The 24,417-nt window shown below is 37.0% G+C and carries 2 protein-coding genes; both read left to right on the top strand.

Annotation, left to right across the window (positions count from 1 at the left end):
* The first annotated feature begins 81 nt into the window (after window positions 1-81).
* The gene (locus tag ACTTBN_RS03155; protein WP_440680942.1) at window positions 82-1,806 is read left to right on the top strand and encodes a ShlB/FhaC/HecB family hemolysin secretion/activation protein; all 1,725 of its coding nucleotides are present in this window, start codon (window positions 82-84) and stop codon (window positions 1,804-1,806) included.
* A 3-nt stretch (window positions 1,807-1,809) separates the two neighbouring features.
* Window positions 1,810-24,417: autotransporter-associated beta strand repeat-containing protein (locus tag ACTTBN_RS03150; protein WP_440680941.1), on the top strand; the 22,608-nt coding region annotated here is incomplete at its 3' end.

The raw sequence follows: 24,417 nt of genomic DNA, 5'->3' as shown, positions 1-24,417 counted from the left end.
TTTTACTTTAAAATTGACCCATAATGAGCAATAATTCACTTAATCGAGTAAACAAATTCAACGGTTTTGGGAGCAAATTGAGTGTTAAAGAAAATATTTAATGTTTTTTTAATTATAATTTTAATTAACACTACATTTAGTGTTATTTCAGTTATTGCCGTAGCACCTTCACCTGGAGATTTGCTAAGAAATAAGGAAAATTACGAAAAAAGTCAGAAAATCCCTAACAAAATTCCAGATATCTTACTAAAGAAGGAGAAAATCACAGATACTCTTGAGGGAGATCAGAAAATCTTGGTAGAAAAGTTTCAATTTATAGGAGAACTTGATTTTGTTCCAATTGAAACGCTTCAAAATTTGATCAAGGAATTCAATGGTAAAGAGTTAAACTTTGGAGAAATCCAATCAGTAGTAAATACTGTTAATAGATATTTTCAAAATCAAGGCTTATTAGTTGCAAGAGCCTACCTTCCAAAGCAAGAAGTTAAAGATAACACAATTTTAATCTCAATCTATGAAGGAAAGCTAGATTCTGATCAACCTTATCGAATTTTATCTCAGGGATTAAAATTAAAAGAGGATAAAATATTTGGATATTTAGATAAAGCGCTTGAAAGAGGACTAACTTATAGCTCATTAGAAAGAGCGATTTTAAATATTAATGATAATCCAGGTGTTTCAACAAAAGCATCATTAGAACCAGGCGATGAAACTGGGGAAACTAGAATTGTACTAGATATAAGAGAGCAAGAATTTCTTACTTACAATACTTCATTTAATAATCATGGATCAAGATATACTGGAAAAAATAGAGCAACTGTTAATTTTACATTTAACAATCCTTATTTAACTGGAGATAAGTTTGATTTGATTTTAGCAAAATCAGATGAAGATTACGAAAGTATAGAATTAAAATATAATTTTCCAATTGGAGAAGATGGCTGGAGATTAGATACAAGTTATAACTATTTTGATTATAAAATTGGAAAAGAATTAGCATCTAGTAATATTTTAGGAGATTCAGAGACTTTTAAATTAAATGCTAGATATCCATATTACAGAACATCATTAGAGAGTTTATTTTTTGATATAGGTTACACTGAAAAATATTTGTACAGTGAAACTGCAGGTTCAGCAACAAGTGACAAAGAACTTAAAAATTTTGTTTTTGGCGCTGAATGGAATAAATCAGATAATTTTTATGGTGGTGGATATACACAAATCAAACCAACAATTACTTTTGGTGATTTAGATCTTTCAAAAGTTGCATCTAGTTTAAATAGTGACAGTTCAGGTGCTAGAACCAATGGTTCATTTGAAAAAACTACAATCGATATTACAAGAATTCAAAAAATTAATGATAATTTAAATCTCCATTTATTTGGAACTACTCAATTTGCCTCAAAAAACCTTGATAGTTCAGAGAAATTGTCACTTGGGGGACCAGCTGGAATTAGAGCTTATCCAGTAGGTGAGGCAACAGGAGATGAAGGGTTTAGATATAGTATTGATGCAAAATATAACGTTATTGCACCAAAATATTTTGATAATTTAACAGCTATTGCTTTTTATGATTATGGAATGGTTAAGCAATACACTGATTTAACGAATTTATCTGTAAGTAACAACACGTATTCACTAGAGGGATATGGAATTGGCTTTGAGGCAACGAAGGGAGAAAACATATCTGTTAAAGCTTCGCTTGCAAAAGCAATTGGCGGAAACCCTGGTGCATCCAATGGAAAAAATACGGACGGACTTGCAGATGATGAACAAATATTTATTTCAATCAGCGCGAAATTTTAAAGTATGAGGCTGAACTTAAAATTATTAGTTATATTTTTAGTTCTTGGCCTAAATTTAAAATTAAGTGCAAATGAAATAAGTAACAATACTTTACCAACAGATCCCAATGTTACACACGGAACAGCGGAAATTAGTCAGGGAGCAAATCAATTAACTATTGATCAGCAGACCGACAAATTAATTACCAATTGGTCTGGTTTTAATATTGGTTCTGATGCTAAAGTTCAATTTAATCAGCCGAGTTCAAACTCGTCTGCTTTAAACCATGTCAACAGTGCTGACCCAAGTTATATCTACGGATCCTTGGAAGCTAATGGAAAAGTTATTCTAATCAATCCAAATGGAGTAATTTTTTCTGAAGGCTCAAGAGTAGATGTCGGTGCCATTGTTGCAAGTTCTCTAAAGTTAAGTGATGAAAACTTTTTAAAAGACAATTTTGTTTTTGAAAAAGATGGCATTGCAGGAATAGTAGAGAACCATGGAACGATTAAAGCATTCGAAGGTGGAGCGGTTGCATTAATCTCATCAATTGTCAAAAACAACGGGACAATTGAAACACCAAACGGCTCAACAGCGTTACTTGCTGGTGAGAAAGTAACCTTAAACCTTAATTATAATCAGCTAATTAGTTACACTATTGATAGCGGAACGCTTAATGGCTTAGTTGAAAATAACAATGCAATTGTCGCTAATAACGGACAAGTTATTTTATCAGCTCGAGGTCTAGATGCAGTTCGAAAATCAGTTGTAAACACAGATGGGATTATTGAGGCGAAAGGAATTAACACAGAAGGAGGAAAAATATTCCTGGAAGGAGATGAAATTACTGTAAAAAGTAATTCAACTCTAATTGCATCAGGAGACAATGGCGGCGGTCAAATACTTGTTGGAGGTAGTTGGCAAAATTCAGATCCAACAATTTATCAAGCAACAACAACAACAATCGAAGAAGGAGCAACACTCAATGCATCAGCAAATAACACAGGAAATGGTGGTGAAATAGTTGTTTGGTCAGATATAACAAATGACCAATCAGTTACAAAAGTTCAAGGAAAACTAACAGCAGAAGGAGGAAAAAACAGCGGAAATGGAGGTCAAATTGAGACCTCAGGATATAAGTTAGATGTTGAAGGAATTGAAGTTTCAACATTAGCAAACGATGGTTCAGCAGGAGAATGGCTGCTTGATCCAGGAAATATAACCATTCAAACTAGTGGATCAGACAGTATTCCAGGTGGTTCAGGTCCAACTGGTGATGTTACGATTCATCCAAGTACGATACTAACCGGGCTCGCAAGTAACAACGTAAGTATTTACACAGGGATCAACGGGTCAACAGAATATGATATCGATATCAATGATAGTATTGAATACACTGGGGCAAATGATCGAACGTTAACTTTTAAAGCAACCGGAACAGTTAGAGGAGCAGCATCAATTTCAACTGGAAGCAGCGACGTTAATATTACATCGAGCAATGCTGCCTTAAATCTAGTTTTATGGGCCGATGCCGATGGTGATAGTGATGGTAAAGTGGTCACCCCAGATGGCAATATTACTACAAATGGAGGACACTTTTGGGCCGGAGGTGGTGATGGATCTACTACATGGAATGGTCTTACAGTTGGAGATGATTATGCTTCAACACCAGATGATGATTTATATGGGGTTAGATTTAGAGGAGGCACAACTTTAAATACCGGATCTGGAAATATTAAAATTAGTGGAAGAGATAATGCGGATAATTTAACAGGAGGAAAAGGAGTATCACTTGGTCAAGGTCAGTCCGTTTCCATTACTTCAACTGGAAACATAGAAATTTTTGCAACATCTGACAGTAGTCAGGCAGGAGATGTTGCTTTAGAGACAAACAGTGGTACCACAATCAATGTTAATGGAGGGACAAGCAAAACTCTAACAATTAGTATTGCAACAGGAGCGGCTGATGTATCTGGAGATATTACTGGAACAGGTAATTTTACAAAATCTGGAGCAGGAGATCTTACACTTTCAGGCACCAATACCTATACAGGGGACACCACCGTTTCAACAGGGACTTTAGAGTTAACTGGATCTTTAAGTACTTCAAGCGATTTGATTGTAAGTTCAGGGGCTACCTTTGACCTTCAAGCAACTCAAACTGTTGCAAGTTTGGACCTTGATGGAACCATTTCAAGATCTTCTGGCACCTCAGCTTTAACGGTCTCAGGAACCTCAGATATTGGAGGTAATATTACAACCTCTGGAAACCAGCTTTATTCAGGAGCTGTTTCACTAACCGGAAACAGCATTTTAACCTCTTCTTCAGGGGCAATTACTCTAAGTAGCACAGTTGATGGGGGATCAACTTTAACCACCAGTTCTTCAGGTAATTTAACTACTTCAGGGATAATAGGGGGTACAACGCCACTTACAAGTCTTTCAGCGACAGCAGGAGGATATATTTCTTATGTAAACAATATAACCACGACTGGAGCTATTTCCTTAAATGCTGAAGGTAATGTAGATCCAAACCCTTCATCAGGAAATATCACATTAACCACAACTAACAGCGATGTTACTCTTAATGCTGATAGCGAAGGAAACGGTACAGGAACATTTTTTGGAAATTTAATCATAAATCCAGGAAGTGGAAATGTTACAATTCGAGGTGCACTTATATCAAACGAGAGTTACCAAGTTAATGGTACTGGAACGTTAACAATCGAGTCTAATGCTGCTAGTTTTGGAAGTACTTTTACTTCAAGTGCCTTAACCGAAGCCTCAACTTTAACTGGTTTAACAATAGGTAAGTCGACAAATACCTCCACGGTTACTATGAATTCTGAGATTAGTGTAGCAGGAGATGTTACATTGTATGGAAATCTAATTAATCTTAATGAAGATATTACTGGATCTGGAAATATTACTATAACAGCAGCCGAGGATATATATATAAATTCTGGCTTTACTCAAATAGAGTCAACTGGCTCTGGTAATTTTATAAAATTATTAGCAAAGAGAAATATTTCTAATCTTACTGACGCCCCTTCTATTACTTTAACAACTAATGGAGGAGATATTTTAGTTGCATCCGATACAGATAATTCTGGTGGAGGTGTAATTACTATTGTTACTGGTTCAAGTTTTGAAAGTAATGGTGGAGATATTACAATAGCAGGAGGAAGCACAACTGGCTCTGGTTATGCAAAAGGTTATAGTAGCACTGCATGGTTCGGTGAAGGTTTAAGACTTGATGGAACAGTTAACATTGCCTCAAGTAATGGAAATATTATTCTAAGAGGAGAAGCATATAATGGAAGTATCCCTGACTTACAAGGAGCAGCAGGTATTTCTTTTTATGGCGCAGCTACTGGTACTCAAACAGTTGATATCAATAGTGGTACTGGAACAATTTTAATTGACGCTAAAGGTTATTCTTACACCTCTCGATATAGTGCAGCACTAAATTTTGGTTTAGATAATTCAGGTGATAATGATACTACTACAATTCAATCAGCTAACACCACTTCTTCAGCAATAACGATTAATGCTAATCACTATACAGCAGGTGGAAATTCCAAAGCTATTAGAAATTATTACAAACCTCTAACAATTTTAGCAACGGCTAATGGAGGTGGAATTACTATAAATACCTCAGGTGTACAAAGTCATGAAATTCATTCCAATTCAGAAGTACAAATACTTGCCAAAACAGGAGACATTCAACTTTTAGGTGGGGGAACTAATCAGTGGTTTACTATGCAAGGTGCTGCTATGTACTTAGGTTCTAAAAGTGGAGTTAATGGAGGAACCAGTTCAAGTAATATAATTTTTCAATCTGATGATTTCTATTTATATGCATCAAGTTCATTTAGATTTGCAACAACTGGCACTGTTACTATCAGATCAGTAAATAACTCTTTTACAGACGCTCAGTCATTATCAACATTTACTTTAAATGATAATAGCTTAACGATGTCCGGATTTACATTTGGTAAATCAACTAACACTTCAGATATAACTTTAGATAGCGACATCAGTACAAGCGGTGCAGTGACTGTTTATGGTTCAACTATTAATTTATACAGTAACATCACCAGTTCAGGTGCAGGAGATATTACGATAAGCGCATCAACTAAAATTGAAGACAATACCACAAGAAGATCTGTAACAAACTCTTCTGGAGATATTTATTTAATTGCAGACTCTGATGGCGCTGGTCAATTAGATATTGGTTATTTAACTCTTGATGCTGGATCTGATGATTTAATTCTTAGAGGTTCTATGTTCAATTGGGGTACTAGTAGCAATACGCCCAAGCCTTATATTAATGGAACTGGCGGTGTAACTATTGAGTCTACTGGAACAGCATTTGGACAAAGCATGGATGCTCGATGGTTTTATTGGAACCAAGATAACAATCAAATTTCATCTTTAACGATTGGTAAATCAACAAATACTCAAAATGTTGGATTTAGTTATGATGCAGGTTTTGGTGATGCTGCAACTATATCTGTTAATGGACCTATCAAAGCTTACACGACTGGTACAGGAACTGTAACTTTAACTGCAAATTTAGTATCTGCGTCTGGAACATCTTTAATTCAAGGTGAACTTGAAGGTACAGGTGATTTTACACAAACCACAGGAACCTTACAAGTAAACGCTACAGGAAATAACTCATCATACACAGGAGACATAAAAGGTGGTGGTGCTTTTACAAAATTAGGAGATAGCACTTTAACGCTTTCAGGTGCTAATACTTTTACAGGAAATATTACAATTAGTGCTGGAGCATTAACTATCGATGGTTCGGGTTCTTTGGAAGGAGGTACTTATGATGGTGCTATTTCAAATAGTGGAACTTTTAATTACTCAAGTAGTGCAACTCAAAATCTAGATGGAGTTCTATCTGGAACTGGTGCACTGAATGTTACAGATGGGTTACTTAGGTTAAGAGCAGTTGATCATACTTATTCAGGGAACACAAGTATCTCTGGCGATGCTAGATTGGTTGTAGAAGGAAGACTTGGTACAGGAGGTAGTTACGCTGGTAATTTTTCAAATTCTTCTTCAAATACTTATGGATTAATATTAAATACTAGTAGCGATCAAACCTTAAGTGGAGTTCTTTCTGGCAGTGGTTTTTATACTGTTTATGATACTGATGCTTCAGGACCAGTAACACTCTCTGGATCTAATGATTTTACATCTGCACTAAAATTTGTTGGAGGTAAAATTATTGTTGGTCATGCAGATGCTTTTGGATCAAACTCAATATTAAATTTAACTACTAGTAATACTAAATCAATAGATATTGCAGATGGGATAACATTATCAGGATTACAGTTAACTGGATCAGAAACACTAACTTTAACCAATAATTTTACAACTGGAAACTTATCAAGTAGTTCAGGTGCAGCAATTGATTTACAGTTTTATACTTTAACGGTTGGATCAGATAATAGCTCAACATCTTATAATGGTGTGATTTCAAATTCTGGAGGATTAACAAAATCTGGCTCTGGTACTCTAACACTATCAGGTACCAACACCTTTACAGGAGCAACCACAATTAATGCTGGTACTTTAGATGTTGATGGTACTTTAGCACAAACGGCTGTCACTGTTGCAAGTGGCGCTACATATGATGTTGATGCAACAGATACTGTACTATCAATTGAAGGTGCAGGTACCATTGATTTAACTGATGCAGCACTAACAGCAGGTGATGGAAATAACCAAACATTCTCAGGTGTCTTTAATGGTGCTAATATCTTTACTAAAGTTGGATCTGGAACATTAACATTATCAGGTAACAACTCTGCAGCAAGTTACACTGGTAAATTAGTAATTGATGCTGGTACAATTTCTGTTGCAGCTGATACTAATTTAGGAGCTGCACCTGGTTCAGCAGTTGCAGATCAATTAACATTAAGCGGTGGTACCTTACAAACTACAGCTACTTTTACTTTAAATACTAATAGAGGAATTACTTTAAGTACTGATGGTGGAGGTATCAATACTAATACCAGCACTACCTTAACGTATGGTGGTGTGATTACTGGTTCAACTGCATTTACTAAATCTGGAGCTGGTATTTTAGCGTTATCAGGAACAAATACATACACAGGCACAACCACTATTTCAGGTGGACAACTTAATATTTTAAGTGATGCAGGATTAGGAGCAGCACCAGGATCTTTTGTTGCTAATCAACTTATTTTTAATGGAGGAACTTTATTTAATTATAATGGAGCATCTATAAATTTTCATGCAAATAGAGGAGTTACATTAACAGGTGATGGAACTTTTAAAGTTAACAATAGTTCAACTATAACTGTACCTGGAGCAATCACAGGATCAGGCGCTTTAACAGTTGACGTTGGTTCGTCAGGAACTTTAGTTTTATCTGGAACCAACACTTATACAGGTGACACCAACATTAATAGTGGTGCTACTTTAAGAGTTTCAGGAACTCTTGCTGATACAACTGATGTTGTTAATGCTGGAACTTATGATGTTGATGCATCAGATACCATTCAATCTTTATCAGGTGCTGGTGGTGTAGAAATTGCAAATGGCGTAACATTAACTACTGGTGATGGTGGTAATGATACGATCTCAGGTGTTATTTCTGGAGAAGGTAATTTAACTAAAGTTGGATCTGGAACTTTAACTTTAACAGGTGATAATACTTTTACAGGAACGTTAACTGTTACTGTTGGAACAATTATTTTAGATGATGCTGATGGAGATACAGGAACAGTATTATCAGATAGTGCATCCGTAACAGTTAATGGAGGAACAGTAACTGTTTCAGATACATCTGAAACTGTGAGTACAGTTACTCAATCTTCAGGAACAATTAACGGATTATTAATTAGTTCAAGTGGTTATTCTTATGCACCAGCAGAAGGGGTTACTTTAACAATTTCCGAAGTTCTTTCTGGTTCTGGTGGTTTAACAATGTCAGGTGCCGGAACATTAGTTCTAACTGCAACTAATACTTTTACAGGTAACATCACTATATCAGCAGGTACATTAAAAATAGATGGAACAGGTACATTAGAAAGTGGAAACTATGATGGAACGATATCTAATGCAGGAACTCTACATTACTCATCAACTACAGATCAAACTCTTGCAGGTGTTATAAGTAGTACCGGTGCATTAACTAAAGATGAAACTTCAACACTAACCTTAAGTGCTGCTAATACTTACACAGGAGCAACCACAATTAATGCTGGTACTTTAGAAGTTGATGGTACTTTAGCACAAACTGCTGTCACTGTTGCAAGTGGTGCAACGTACGATGTTGATGCTGCTGATACTATTGCTGTTTTAAATAATGATGGAACTCTTGATTTAACAGATGCAGCTCTCACAGCTTCATCAGGGGGAGGCATTCAAACATTTGATGGTGTATTTGTTGGAACAAATAAATTTACTAAATTAGGAGGTGGATCGTTTATTTTAACCGCAAACAGTTCAAGTTATACAGGGATCATTCAAATTGATAATGGAACTATTCAAATTAGTAATGATAATCAATTAGGAAATCCAGATACTTTAGATGCTGATCGATTAATATTAAATGGTGGAACGTTAAGAGCGATTACATCTGATGTTACAATAGACTCTAATAGAGGAATTACTCTTAATGATAACTCAACTATCTATGTAAATAATAGTATTACACTTTCATATGGCGGTGTAATTGCTGGTTCAGCAAATTTAACTAAAGACGGAAATGGATCTTTATTATTATCTGGAACAAGTACATATACTGGTGACACCGCAATTGATAATGGTGAAATTATTTTAACAGGTGCACTATCATCTAGTACAGATTTAACTATTGCTGCAACTGGAACTTTAGACTTAAGAGCTGATCAAACATTTAATACTTTAACTATCTCAGGTGCTGGAAGTGCAAATAGAATTGAAAATGGAGACTCAAACACATCAGGTGATTTAACAGTAACTAATGCAGCAACACTTGCTGGAAATATTGTAACTATTGGATCACAAACGTATAGCGGTGCTGTTACTCTTGGTGCTAACACTTCAATACAAGTAAGTGGTAATTCAGGAACTTCATCATCAACAGTTACTTATGGATATGGAGGAGATAGTGGTAAAACTTCTGTTGATAGTGTTTATGATGTAACTATTTCTAGTAGTCAAACTGTTACAAGGATTGCATTAACAGGTGCTTTCGGTGGACTTGGTGGAAACGATGGAAGCAGTAATCCAGGCAAACCAACTGGTCAAGCAGGTTATTATGTTGTTGATGTAAGCTTATCTAATACAACACTTAGAATAGCTCCAGGAGAAGGAGGTGCTAATGGATCTGATTCAGTAAATCAAAGCACAACTCCATCAGCAGACCGTGGTGGAACCAATGCATTAAGCTCTAGTTTTGACGGTGGTGATGGTGGATTACCTGGCACAGGTGGATCTTCTGGAGAGGGTGCAGGTGGTGGTGCAGCATCTGTTGTTGAAGTAGTGTCTGGTTCTGGAGAATATATTATAGCTGGTGGGGCCGGAGGTGGTGGAGGTTCAGGCCAACCACATGATAGTAATACCACTGCTGGAGTAGATACTCATTCACCGGTTTCTGGAAATGGTTCTACTGGGCAAGACGGAATAAACGTTGGTTCAGGTGATGGTGGTGGATCTGGTGGAGGTGGAGGTGGTAAAGTTGGTGGTGCCAGTCAAACTCCAATTCAAGCAAGTGGTGCAAATGAATATTATGGAAGAGGTGGTTATAGAGGAAGTAATGGAGTAGTAGGCTCTGTATCTGTATCAGAAGTTACTGATGGTAATACTAGTGTAACAGCTAGTTCAGCAAATGGTAGAGATGGTACAATTGTTCTTACAATTTCAACAATAAATGCATCGTCAATATCATTTGGCTCAACAATAGATGGTAATTATACTTTATCTACAACTACAGGAAGTGGTGGTCAGGTTACTTTCACTGGAGCAACAGGTGGTGGTACAGCTATTAATGGTTTAACAGTTTCAGCTGGAGATTTTGATACCTCTACTATTGCTTTACAAAATAGTGCAGCAGTTTCCATTACTATTACTGGAACAAGCTCAGATGTTGCAGCGATATCTGGAACAAGTGCAACTCTAACTAAAGCAGGAACAGGAACATTAACTTTAACTGGAGCAAATACATATTCAGGTGCAACTACAATTAATGCAGGAACTTTAAAAGCTACTGGAACTTTATCAGATAGCACAGCTATTACAGTTGCAAGTGGTGCAACGTATGACTTTGATGCAACTGATACCGTAGGATCTATTGCAGGTGCTGGAACAATTAACATTGCTTCTAGCCAAACTTTATCTGCAGGTAATGATAACTCTAATACAGAATTCTCTGGAGTATTAGAAGGAGCAGGTGCATTTACAAAAGTTGGATCTGGTTCTCTTACTTTAACTGGCGATAATACAAGTACTGGTACTTATACTGTTTCAGATGGAACATTAGTATTAAATGATGCAGATGGAACTACAGGAACTGTAATTGCAGATACTGCAAACGTTACTGTTGATGGAGGAGATTTATCTTTATTAGATACAAGTGGAGAAACTGTTGCAACATTTACAGTTACACAAGGTAATGTAACTGGAACATTCTTAACTGCGAGCTCATATGTATTTAACCCTGACACTGGAGAAACCGCAACCGTTGGCTCAGTAATATCTGGTTCAGGTGGATTAACTAAATCAGGTGCCGGAACATTAGTTTTAACTGCAACTAATACTTTTACAGGTAACATCACTATATCAGCAGGTACATTAAAAATAGATGGAACAGGTACATTAGAAAGTGGAAACTATGATGGAACGATATCTAATGCAGGAACTCTACATTACTCATCAACTACAGATCAAACTCTTGCAGGTGTTATAAGTAGTACCGGTGCATTAACTAAAGATGAAACTTCAACACTAACCTTAAGTGCTGCTAATACTTACACAGGAGCAACCACAATTAATGCTGGTACTTTAGAAGTTGATGGTACTTTAGCACAAACTGCTGTCACTGTTGCAAGTGGTGCAACGTACGATGTTGATGCAACAGATACCGTACTATCTATTGAAGGCGCAGGTACTATTGATTTAACCAATGCAGCATTAACTGCGGGTGATGGAAATGACAAAACATTCTCAGGTGTCTTTAATGGTGCTAATGACTTTACTAAAGTTGGATCTGGAACTTTAACGTTATCAGGTGATAACTCTACAGCTAGTTACACAGGTAGAATTATTATTGATGCTGGAACTATTTCTATATCATCTGATAGCAACCTTGGAGATCCTGATACTTTAGATGCTGATCGATTAATATTAAAAGGTGGAACATTATCTGCAAGTTCAAACTTTACATTAGATACAAATAGAGGAATTACTTTAAGTACTGGTGGTGGAACAATAAATGTTGTTAGTGGAAGAACGTTAACTTATGGCGGTGTAATTGATGGCACAAGCACATTTTATAAATCAGGTGCAGGAACTTTAATTTTATCTGGAACAAATACTAACACTGGATCCACAAGTATTACCGCAGGAACACTTAGAGTAACAGGTGCTCTTGATGACACAGCAGTAAGTGTTAGTAGTGGTGCAACTTATGATGTTGATGCAACAGATGCAGTAGCAAATATCTCGGGTGCAGGTACAGTTGATATTGCAAGTGGCGTAACTTTAACTGTGGGATCTAACAATCTAAGCACAACTTTATCTGGAGTTATAAGTGGTGATGGAAATTTAATTAAAGTTGGAACAGGAAGAATTACCTTAAGTGGTGCAAATGATTACACAGGATCAACTACCGTTAGCGCTGGTATTATAAGAGCTTCTCACAACACAGCACTTGGAACAACAGCTGGTAATACTAGTGTTGCAAATGGTGCTGCTCTAGAATTAATTGGTGGAATAACAATCGGTAGTGGAGAAGATTTAACTATTATTGGAACAGGGGTAAGTAATGGTGGAGCATTAAGAAATATATCTGGAAATAATACTTACCAAGGACCTATAACTTTATCTACTGCAACAAGTAGAATTGATAGTGATGCGGGTACATTAACAATCAGTGGAAACATTACTAACGGAAGTATTGAGTTAATTGTAAGTGGTTCAGGCAATACAACAATTTCAGGTGTAATTGGAAACGGATCAGGAGCTCTTTCTAAAAGAGGTTCTGGAACATTAACTTTAAGTGGAACAAATACTTATACAGGTATAACAACTATTGATGCTGGTACTTTATCGATCAGTGCAGATGCAGGATTAGGAAGTATATCAAGTTTAGATGCTGATAGATTAACATTCAAAAGCGGTACTTTATTAATCACAGAGACAATTACTTTAAGTACCAACAGAGGAATTACATTAAGTACAGATGGTGGAACAATAAGTGTAGCTGATACAAAAACAGTTACATATGATGGAGTTATTACTGGTTCGACTACCTTTACTAAAGATGGAAATGGGGTTTTAGATCTTGGTGGAACAAATACTTATACTGGTGCTACAACTATTTCAGATGGTGAATTAAATGTAACTGGTTCATTAGATGCAACAGCATTAACAGTTTCAAGTGGTGCAACTTACGACAGTGACACCACAGATACCATTGGATCAATTCATGGAGCAGGTAATATAGAAATTAATAGTGGTACAACCTTAACTGTTGGAGGAAATAATACTGGAACAACAGTATCAGGTGTGATTTCTGGTGCAGGTAATTTAATTAAAACAGGAACAGGAACATTAACTTTATCTGGAATCAATACTTACACAGGTGACACGACAGTTAATAATGGAGCAATAACTGTTAGTGGTTCAGGTAAATTAGGTAATGGTAATTATGCTGCAACTTTAGTGGTTGCTGCAAGCAAGACATTTACTTATTCAAGTTCATCCGCTCAAACATTCTCAGACTGGGGAGCAGGTACAGGTACTATTAATTTAAGTGGAAGTGATACGGTTACTTTATCAGGCAATCAAAACTTTACAGGTACATTAAATGTAAGTCAGATGTTAGCAATGACTAATGGAACTAATAACTCACAAAGTGGTTTAGGTAAAGCTACAACAATTGATATTAAAAATGGTGGAACTATTAAAGTACAAAGTGGTAATAATGGTTTTGTAGGACACCAAACTTCAGGTGCTCCAGATATTTATATTAGAACTGGTGGTGAATTAACTACTGACGATACTGATACAGCAAGAACTTTTCGTATTGGTGGAACATTAACATTAGATGGAGGAACTTTAAGTTGGGAGGAGGGCTCTGGTAATACAATAGACACTGCTCATGGAACATGGAATTTAGATCAAGATGTAGTTGTTACTGACGACTCTACAATTAGCGCTCCAGCACTTCTAAGTAGGGAGGCAGATGGAAACACAACATTTACAGTATCAGAAAACAAAACATTAACAGTATCTGGATATTTTAATGAAGCTAGCGCACACACTGAAGTCGCAGTAGAAAAAGCTGGCGCAGGTACAATGATTTTACAAGCTGCTGGTACCCACCCAGCTGGATTTACAGTAACTGCTGGAACTTTAGCGGTAACTGCTAATAATGCACTTGGAACAACAGCTGCTGGAACAACGGTTGCAAGTGGTGCAACATTAGATTTTAGAGGTGTTACTTATTCAACTACAGAAGCAATAACAAATAATGGTGGAACAATAGCAACTTCAACAGGAACATCCACTTTTGCAGGTGTGATCACGCTTGGAGCAAATTCCACATTTGATGTTAGTGATGGTGCACAATTAACAGCATCAGGAGTAATCCAAGATGGTGCAAGTACATATGGCATTACAAAAAATGGTGGTGGAAAATTAATTTTATCTGGAGCGAATACTTACGATGGAACTACTACTATTTCTAATGGTTCTTTAAGAGCAGCTCATAACACTGCACTTGGTGCAACAACTGGTAACACCACAGTTGCAAATGGAGCAGCGCTAGAATTAATTGGAGGTATAACAATTGCAAGTGGTGAAGATTTAACTTTAAATGGAACAGGTGAAAGTTCTGCAGGAGCACTAAGAAATATTTCAGGTGACAACACTTACAATGGTAATATTACTTTATCTACTAATGCCGTTAGAATTAATTCTGATAGTGGAACATTAACTATTGGTGGAACTATTTCAAATGCATCCATAGGATTAACTTTTGGTGGTGCAGGTAACATTACTGTTAATGGTGTAATAGGTAATGGTGCAGGTACCGTTACCAAAGATGGTGCTGGAACTTTAACGCTTACTGCAGACAATACTTATACTGGAGCAACAACTATTTCTGATGGAATAGTTGCAATCTCTCATGCTAATGCTCTTGGTACTACAGATAATGCATCAACAGTTGCAAGTGGAGCAACATTATCAATTTCAAATGGAATAACTGTACCTGAGGCAGTTACAATTTCTGGAACAGGAGATGGTTCAGTTGGAGCTATAAGATTTACGGGTGGTGCGAACACTTATAGCGGAGCAATTGTACTTGGAGCAAATGCAACAATATCAAGTACAGGAACTGGTGGAACAACTTTTGGAGGTACAATTAATGCATCAAGTAGTGGAGGTCAGTCTTTAACTATTACAACAAGCACAGATGATTTAACTATTTCAGGAGCAATAGGTGGATCAACTAGACCTTCTACTATAGATATTTCTGCAACTGGTGTATCTAAAACACTTAGTATCGATCAAGATCTCAGCAGTACTGGCAACCAAACTTTGACCGCAGCAGGTGGTATTACTATTAGCGGCGCAAGAACCTTCACTAGTACATCAGGTACAATCAATACCGCATCAGCATTATCAGGAAATAATTCATTCGACATATCAGGAAACGCAGACATTGATGGTGCTATAACTGGTATTACAACATTCTCAGTTTCTGGAACTTCTAATATTGGTGCAGATGTTACCACATCTTCTACACAAACTTATTCTGGGGCTGTAACTTTAAGTGCAAATGTTGATTTAACTGGAACTACAGTCACAACTAATGGGACAGTAGCAGGGGGCACAAATAATTTAACAGTAACAGGTAATGCTGTTTTTGGTAATGGTACAACAGATACTGTAACCGGTGTTGCCGTATTAGATGTTACTGGAAACACTACAATTAATACCAATACAATTACAACTTCCTCAACACAAACATATGGAGATGCAACATCAGATACCATTACTATTGGTGCTGCAACAACATTAACAACTACCAACTCACAAATTACTTTTAGCGGTACTGTAAACTCACAAGCAAGTGAAGCAAACAATTTAACTTTAAGTGTTGGTAGCTCTGAGGTGCAGTTTGATGCTGCTGTTGGAACAGGTACTAATGGAACACTTGGAACAATTGGAATTACTGGTGCATTAGATTTAGATGCTGCGATTGGAAGCGGAGCTACCGCAGGTGCAGGAGCGTTAACTGTTTCAACAACATCTAACATCGGTGCTGACATCACTACCACAAATAACCAAACTTATACTGGTGCCGTTACGATGTCAGGGGGTAACAGAATTTTAAGATCAAATTCTGGAACAATAAATAACCAATCAACAATAGCAGGTGGTTCAGCTAACTTAACTATTACGGGTAATCTAAATTCTGATGGTGCAATTTCTTCAACAACTGTATTTTCAGTTTCAGGTACATCTGATTTAGGAGCCAATGTTACAACAACTAGCACACAAACTTATACAGGTGCAGTTTCAATAAGTGCTGATGTAACTTTAACGACTACAAATTCAAACGTTACATTTAGCTCAACATTAGACTCGGTTTCAAGTGCTTACAAACAATTAATTGTAAATGCTGGTAGTGGAACTTTAACTTTTGCTGATAATGTTGGAACTACTCAAGATTTAGGCGAGCTTGATTTAACAGCTGCTTTAATAGTTGTGGGTGGAGATATTACAACAAACGATAGTGGTAGTGGAGATGGAACTGAAGGATTAACTCAAATATTTACCAACTATCAATATTACAGTGATAACAACGCATTGTTTAATGATTATGATGATGGATCGAGCGATCTTAATTGGTGTGGAACTAGATCAACTTGTTCTTCTGATACTGACGCAACAACGGTTACAAGTATTGCTGTTGTTGAAAGTAATTTTTCTACATATGCATTTAGATGGACAGGTTATTTTCAACCATCAGCAACAGATACTTACTATTTTTCAACATACAGTGATGATGCATCAAATGTTTATATAGGTAATGCTGCTCAAACTTTATCAGATTTTTTAGATGATGTTCAATCGGGTAGTTATAATCACACTAACGCTAACTCTTATAGAGTTGTAACTAACAATGGTCTTCATGGTATGACTTCCAGAACTGGAAGTAAGTCAGTTACATCAGGAAGTTTATATCCTATAGCAATTTATTATGGAGAAAATTCAGGTGGAGATGAAATGTTTTTTCAATGGAGAGAAGGTGCAGCAGTAGCTTCTCCATCGAGCCGAACAGGAACTTCTTTATCAGGAGGGCAATTTTATACGGATACCCCTAACAACTCTAGTGGAGATGGAACAATCACATTTACAGGTGCTGTTCAATTTAGTGCAGACAGCACAATTACAAGCAATGATGATGATATAACTTTTACATCAGCAATTGATAGTGATGGAGCAACCGCAAGAACAGTTACGATTAATTCTGGAACAAGTGACATCAGTGTATCAGGAGCAATTGGTGGAACAAATGATTTAGCAGATATCACATTTACAACTGCAGGACTTACTGCAGCAAATATTAAATCCGAAGGAACAATAACAGTTACCAACAGTGCAGCAAGCTCAATTACAGGAGTAATTTCAAATGGATCTTCTGCAGCAGCTTTAACAAAGGCAGGTGCAGGAACATTAACACTTAGTGGAACAAATACTTCAACAGGACTAATAACTGTATCTGCTGGTACACTTACACTTGATCAAGACAGTTCTACCACCGGAACAGTTATTGCAGATAACACAGCCATAACCGTAAATGGAGGGACATTAAATCTTGCTGATAACACAGAAACTGTGGGTGCTGTTACTTTAACTTCAGGATCAATTACTGGAACTAGTAAAGCTTTAACAGGTTCAAGTTATTCAATTAACCCTGCAGATGGAACAACAGTAACAGTTTCAGCAAATTTAGCAGGTTCAGGAATTAATTTAACAAAAACAGAAGCAGGTATTTACACAACATCAGGATCTCACACTTATACAGGTACAACAACTTTAACTGCAGGAACAATATTAGCTGGAGTTGCAAGCTCAGGTTCAGTAGGTTCAATTACATCTAGTGCTATCGGTGCTGGAACATTTATTGTTAATGGTGGAACCATTTCTTCAGATGGTGCAACTGGTAGAGATTTTTATAACCCAGTAACATTTACAGGTAATGGAACTTTTGGACATAGTACTAATACTGGAACTTTAACTTTTGAAGCTGCAGCAGAATTAGGTGCTGCAACAAGAACACTAACTGTTAACACAAGTACTACAACAGAGTTTAGTGGAGTAATCGGTGATGATGCAGGTGGTGATTATGGACTTACTAAAGCAGGCGCAGGTACTTTAATTTTAAGTGGCGCTAATGATTATACAGGTGACACTACTGTTTCAGCTGGAGCTTTAAGAGCTGCACATAATACAGCTCTTGGAACGACTGCTGGAAATACATCAGTTTCAAGTGGTGCAGCATTAGAGTTATCTGGTGGTATAGCACTTGCAGCTGGTGAAGATATTACATTAGTTGGAACAGGTATTTCAAGTGGTGGTGCTTTAAGAAATATTTCAGGCAACAATTCTATTGCAGGATTAATCACTCTTTCAGGAACAACTAGAATTAATTCAGATAGTGGAACATTAACTTTAGATGTTAGTTCAGGAAATGCTATTACCGGAACTAATACAGCTATTACTTTTGGTGGATCAGGAAATACTACAGTAAATGATCCTATTGCAACAGGTTCAGGAACTTTATCAAAAGATGGGACAGGCACATTAACATTAACAGGTGCAAACACTTATACTGGTAAAACTACAATTACCACAGGAACTATAGTTGTATCGGGTTCAGGAACTTTAGGAGATGCTGCAGCAGATTTGGATATTGGAGGAAATGGTACTTTAGATCTTCAAAATGATTTAACTGTTAGTGATCTTGGTATTTTAGCATCAGGATCAAATGAAAGAATTACTAATTCATCAGAAACTGCATCTCAAATAACTGTTACAGACACCAGTACCCTTCAGGGTGAAATTTTAACTTCAGGTGTAGATGTAATATTTGGAGACACCGTTACACTTGAAGGAGACACAATAATTAATTCTAATAATATTACCTTTAATTATCCTGTATCAAGTGCAACAGGTGAAAGTAATTCTTTAACAATTGGTGTAAGTGGGGAAAGTTCAGGTAATCTTACAGTTAATGCAGAAATATCAAGTATAAATCAATTAACAGTTATTGGTACAACTGTAATTGATGAAGATATTTCTTCTGCTGGAACTCAAACTTATCATGGCGCAGTAACTGTAGATAATGATGAGGTCGGTAGCGCTTACTGGACACTAACAACAACTAATGACAACATCACTTTCAATGGAACTTTAAATAGTACCAGTGGTGAAACAAACAATCTAACATTTGATACCGGTGGTAATACTGGAACAATTGTTTTTGGTGATGCAACAGCAGATACAGTTGGAGCAACAGATGGACTTGGTGCTTTAGCAATTACTGGTAAACTTGATCTTAATGCAGCAATCACTAGCGCAGCATCAATTTCAGTTTCAGGAACTTCTAACCTAGGTGCGAATGTAACAACATCAGGTACACAAACCTTTACAGGAGCAGTCACATTAAGTGCTAATAATACTATTACGACAACTAATGCAAATGTTTCATTTGGATCAACAATAGACAGTGATGGTACTACTCGAAACTTAACATTCAATACTGGTACTGGAACTGTATCCGTTACTAGTAACGTTGGTGCAACAAATGCTCTTGGAACAGTAACATTAACTCAAACAGGGGGAACTACATTTAGCGGAACCTTTGAAGCAGCAACTACAACTTTAACAGACACAGCAGATTCGGCAGATATTACATTTAGTGGCAACACTACAATTACTACTTTAAATACTGCTAGTCAGGCCTACAACTTAGTATTTAACGGTTCATCAAATACTATTACTAATGCAGTTACATTTACTAATACAGGTACAGTTACACTGGGTAATAGTTCAAGTGACAGTTCAACATTTAATGGAGGTATCACGGCAACAGCACCAAGTGGTGTTACACTTGCAGGTACTATTCAAACTTCAGGAGACACGATCTCTATTGGTGATGGAGATACAGCAATCACTCTTGCAGCAAACACTATAATAGATGGTAACACTGCAGGAGCAATAACTTTAGCGGGAGCTACTAATGGTGGATACTCATTAACTTTAAATACTACTGGAACCACTACATTATCAGCTGAAATTGGTGGCAGTACTGCATTAACTACCTTAAATACCAATGCAAGCGGTACAACAGTTATCAGTGCTGATATCACAACTAGTAGTACTCAAACTTATAATGATGCCGTAACGGTTAATGGTACATTAGACTTTACTGGTTCAACTGTTCAATTTGCAAGTACTGTTGAAGGGAACGATGGTACTGGAGATAACTTAACTATATCAGGTGCTCTTGATCTTGATGGTGCTGCAACTTCATTGACAACCTTAACAGTTGAAGGTGCTAGTAATTTAGGAGCTAATGTTACTTCATCAGGAACACAAACTTATACAGGAGCAGTTACATTATCAGGTGCAGCAAGAACTTTAACAACAGCTGGAAGCGCAGTTACTTTCTCTAACACTGTTAATGGAGCACAAGACTTAACTGTAGATACTAATGGTACTGATAACAATAGTTCACTTGCAACCGTACAGTTTGGTAACACAGTTGGTAACAGTACTGCAGTAGGAGCAGTATTAATTACTGGTAACTTAGATCTAAATGCAGCAGTTACGAGTGCAACTTCACTTGAAGTATCAGGTACATCAGATCTTGGAGCCAATGTTACAACATCAGGTACACAAACCTATACAGGTGCATCAACTATTAGTGCAAACATTACCTTAACAACATCAGACAATGACGTAACTTTCTCAAGTACTACTAATGCCGGTTCAGCTGGAGATACTTTAGATATTGATACTGGTACAGGAGATTTAACCTTTACTGGAGCGGTTGGTGGATCAACTGCCCTTGGTAATATTACCATTGATACTGCTGGATTAACTGCTGCTGCAATTAAATTACAAGGCACTTTAGATATCACGAATAGTGCTGCAAGTTCAATTACAGGAGTGATCTCTAATGGTGCAAGTGCTGCAAGTTTAACAAAAGCAGGTTCTGGTACCTTAACTTTATCGGGTACTAACACCTATACAGGAGCTACTACAGTTAATAATGGTACATTAAAAGTAACCGCAGATGATGCCCTTGGTACTACAGCTGCAGGAACAACGGTTGCAAGTGGCGCAACATTAGATCTTGCAAATGTAACCTATTCAACAACAGAGGCAGTAACAGTTAATGGGGGTACTATCTCCACTTCAACAGGAACTAGTTCATTTGCAGGGGCAATTACTTTAGGGGCTCATTCAACGTTTGATGTTGATGGTACTCAATTAACGGTATCAGGAAATGTAACAGATGGAGATAACACTTATAATATTACTAAAACAGGTAATGGTATTTTAGTCTTATCAAATACAACAAACTCTTATGATGGTACAACAACTATCTCTGCTGGAACCTTAACAGTTACTGGAAGATTAGATAGTGGAACTTACAGCGCTAATATTATTAATAACAGTGCCTTAATTTATAATTCTACTTCTGCACAAGAGTTTAGTGGTGTAGTAAGTGGAAACGGTACGTTAGAAAAAGATAATGCTAATAGTACTCTAACACTATCAGGTACCAATACTTATACAGGAGCAACAACAATATCAGCAGGTATCATTGCCATCTCTGATGCAGTTGGTCTTGGAACAACTGATGGCGCAACAACAGTTGATAGTGGAGCTGCTCTTTATATATCAGGTGGAATAACAGTTGCTGAACCTATTAATATTTCTGGTACAGGAGTATCTTCAGGCGGTGCAATTAGATTTACAGCAAATAACAACACGTATAGCGGTGCAATTACTTTAGGTGCTACTTCAAGTATTGTTAGTAACAGTGGTCAACAAACTATTTCAGGAACTATTAATGGTGCAAATGATAATACTGAAGCCTTAACTATTACCGCTAATGATAATTTAACAATTTCAGGTGAAATTGGTGGAATTGCTAATAAACAACCAAGTACATTAGATATCACAACCACTGGATCAGGGGTTTTAACGTTAAGTAATGATATCACCACTGACAATGATCAAACCTACACTGCAGCAGGTGGAGTATTACTGGGTGCTAATGTTACCTTAACAGCAACGAGTTCAGATATTTTATTCTCTGGAACTGCAAGTACAGTTGATAGTACGGGTAGTACTAGAACCTTAACTGTTAGTGCAAATGAAATAGAATTTGATGGAGCGGTAGGTGGATCATCTGCACTAGGTGCAATTGGTATCACAGGTGCACTTGATTTAGATGCCGCAATTACAAATGCTACTTCATTATCCGTATCAACAACATCTAACCTTGGTGCCAATGTAACAACGAGTGGTACACAAACTTATACAGGTGCAGTAACGTTAAGTGCAGATGTTGTACTAACTACAACTAATAGTAACACAACATTCAGTTCAACTATTGATAGCGATGATGCCTCTACGAAGAGAGATTTAACATTAACTCTTGGTAGTGGTACAGCCTCAGTAACAGGAATTGTTGGGGCTACTTCATTAGATGTATTAACATTAAATAGTAGTTCTTCATTTACAGCAGCAGTAACAGCAACAAGTATAGTCAATGCTGCAAGTAAAACTGCAACGTTTAGTGATGCAGTAACCGCAAATATTACAAACTCAGGTACTTTATTATTTGATACTTCTGCAAACAAATCAGTAACGGGTACTATTGCAGAGCCAGGAGGTGGTGCAACTGGAACTGAAATTAAAGTCATTGATAGTGCAGATGGAGCTCCAGCAACAGTTACTTTCACTGGAACAATAGCAGCAGACACATTAACGGTTGGAACATCTAGTAAGGCAGGAGCTGCGTTATTCCAAGAAGCCGTGACAGTACCAACGATTAATATTACCGGAGGTAATGTTGATGCGGAAGATAGCACTGTTACCTTTAATAAAGCGGTCACAAGTTCATCAGGTATCACTTTAGATGACAATACGGGAGATGCGAAAGTTATCTTTGCTGCAAATAACTCAGTAGATATTACTGGTACCATAGATGGGGCTTCAAGCGATGAAGGAACTATTCAAGTAACTGGTGCTACGAAAACATTCAGTGGTGCAATTGGAACTACACAAGCGTTAACTTTAATTGATATTGATAACACTTCCACTTTCAATGAAGCCATAAGCGCAACGAATATTAATGTGGCAGATAGTATTACGGCAACTGCTAAAAAAGCAATTACAGCAACAGCAATTGTTTTAGATGGCGGTACTTTAGTATTATCAGATAACAACAGTGTTACTATTGCAGGTACTATCAATGGATCGAATACAACTGAAGGAACATTACAAATCACCGGTGCTACTAAAACATTCAGTGGTGCAATTGGAACTACACAAGCGTTAACTTTAATTGATGTAGATAATGCAGCGATCTTTAATGGATCTATAGAAGCAACTACTTTAAGTGTTGCAGCAAGTAATTATGCCTTAGAATTAAATGGTGCTGCAAATGTAATTACTAATGCCGTTACTTTCTCTAACACAGGTGCCTTAACTCTTGGAGATGCAAATACTGACAGTTCAACATTTAATGGAGGTATCACGGCAACAGCACCAAGTGGTGTTACACTTGCAGGTACTATTCAAACTTCAGGAGACACGATCTCTATTGGTGATGGAGATACAGCAATCACTCTTGCAGCAAACACTATAATAGATGGTAACACTGCAGGAGCAATAACTTTAGCGGGAGCTACTAATGGTGGATACTCATTAACTTTAAATACTACTGGAACCACTACATTATCAGCTGAAATTGGTGGCAGTACTGCATTAACTACCTTAACTACCAATGCAAGCGGTACAACAGTTATCAGTGCTGATATCACAACTAGTAGTACTCAAACTTATAATGATGCCGTAACGGTTAATGGTACATTAGACTTTACTGGTTCAACTGTTCAATTTGCAAGTACTGTTGAAGGGAACGATGGTACTGGAGATAACTTAACTATATCAGGTGCTCTTGATCTTGATGGTGCTGCAACTTCATTGACAACCTTAACAGTTGAAGGTGCTAGTAATTTAGGAGCTAATGTTACTTCATCAGGAACACAAACTTATACAGGAGCAGTTACATTATCAGGTGCAGCAAGAACTTTAACAACAGCTGGAAGCGCAGTTACTTTC

It is taken from the genome of Candidatus Pelagibacter sp. HIMB1623, from assembly GCF_052047695.1.
In the GTDB taxonomy this organism is placed as follows: Bacteria; Pseudomonadota; Alphaproteobacteria; order Pelagibacterales; family Pelagibacteraceae; genus Pelagibacter.
The sequence above is the reverse complement of the archived record's forward strand: the minus strand, read 5'-3'. Positions and strand labels throughout refer to the sequence as shown.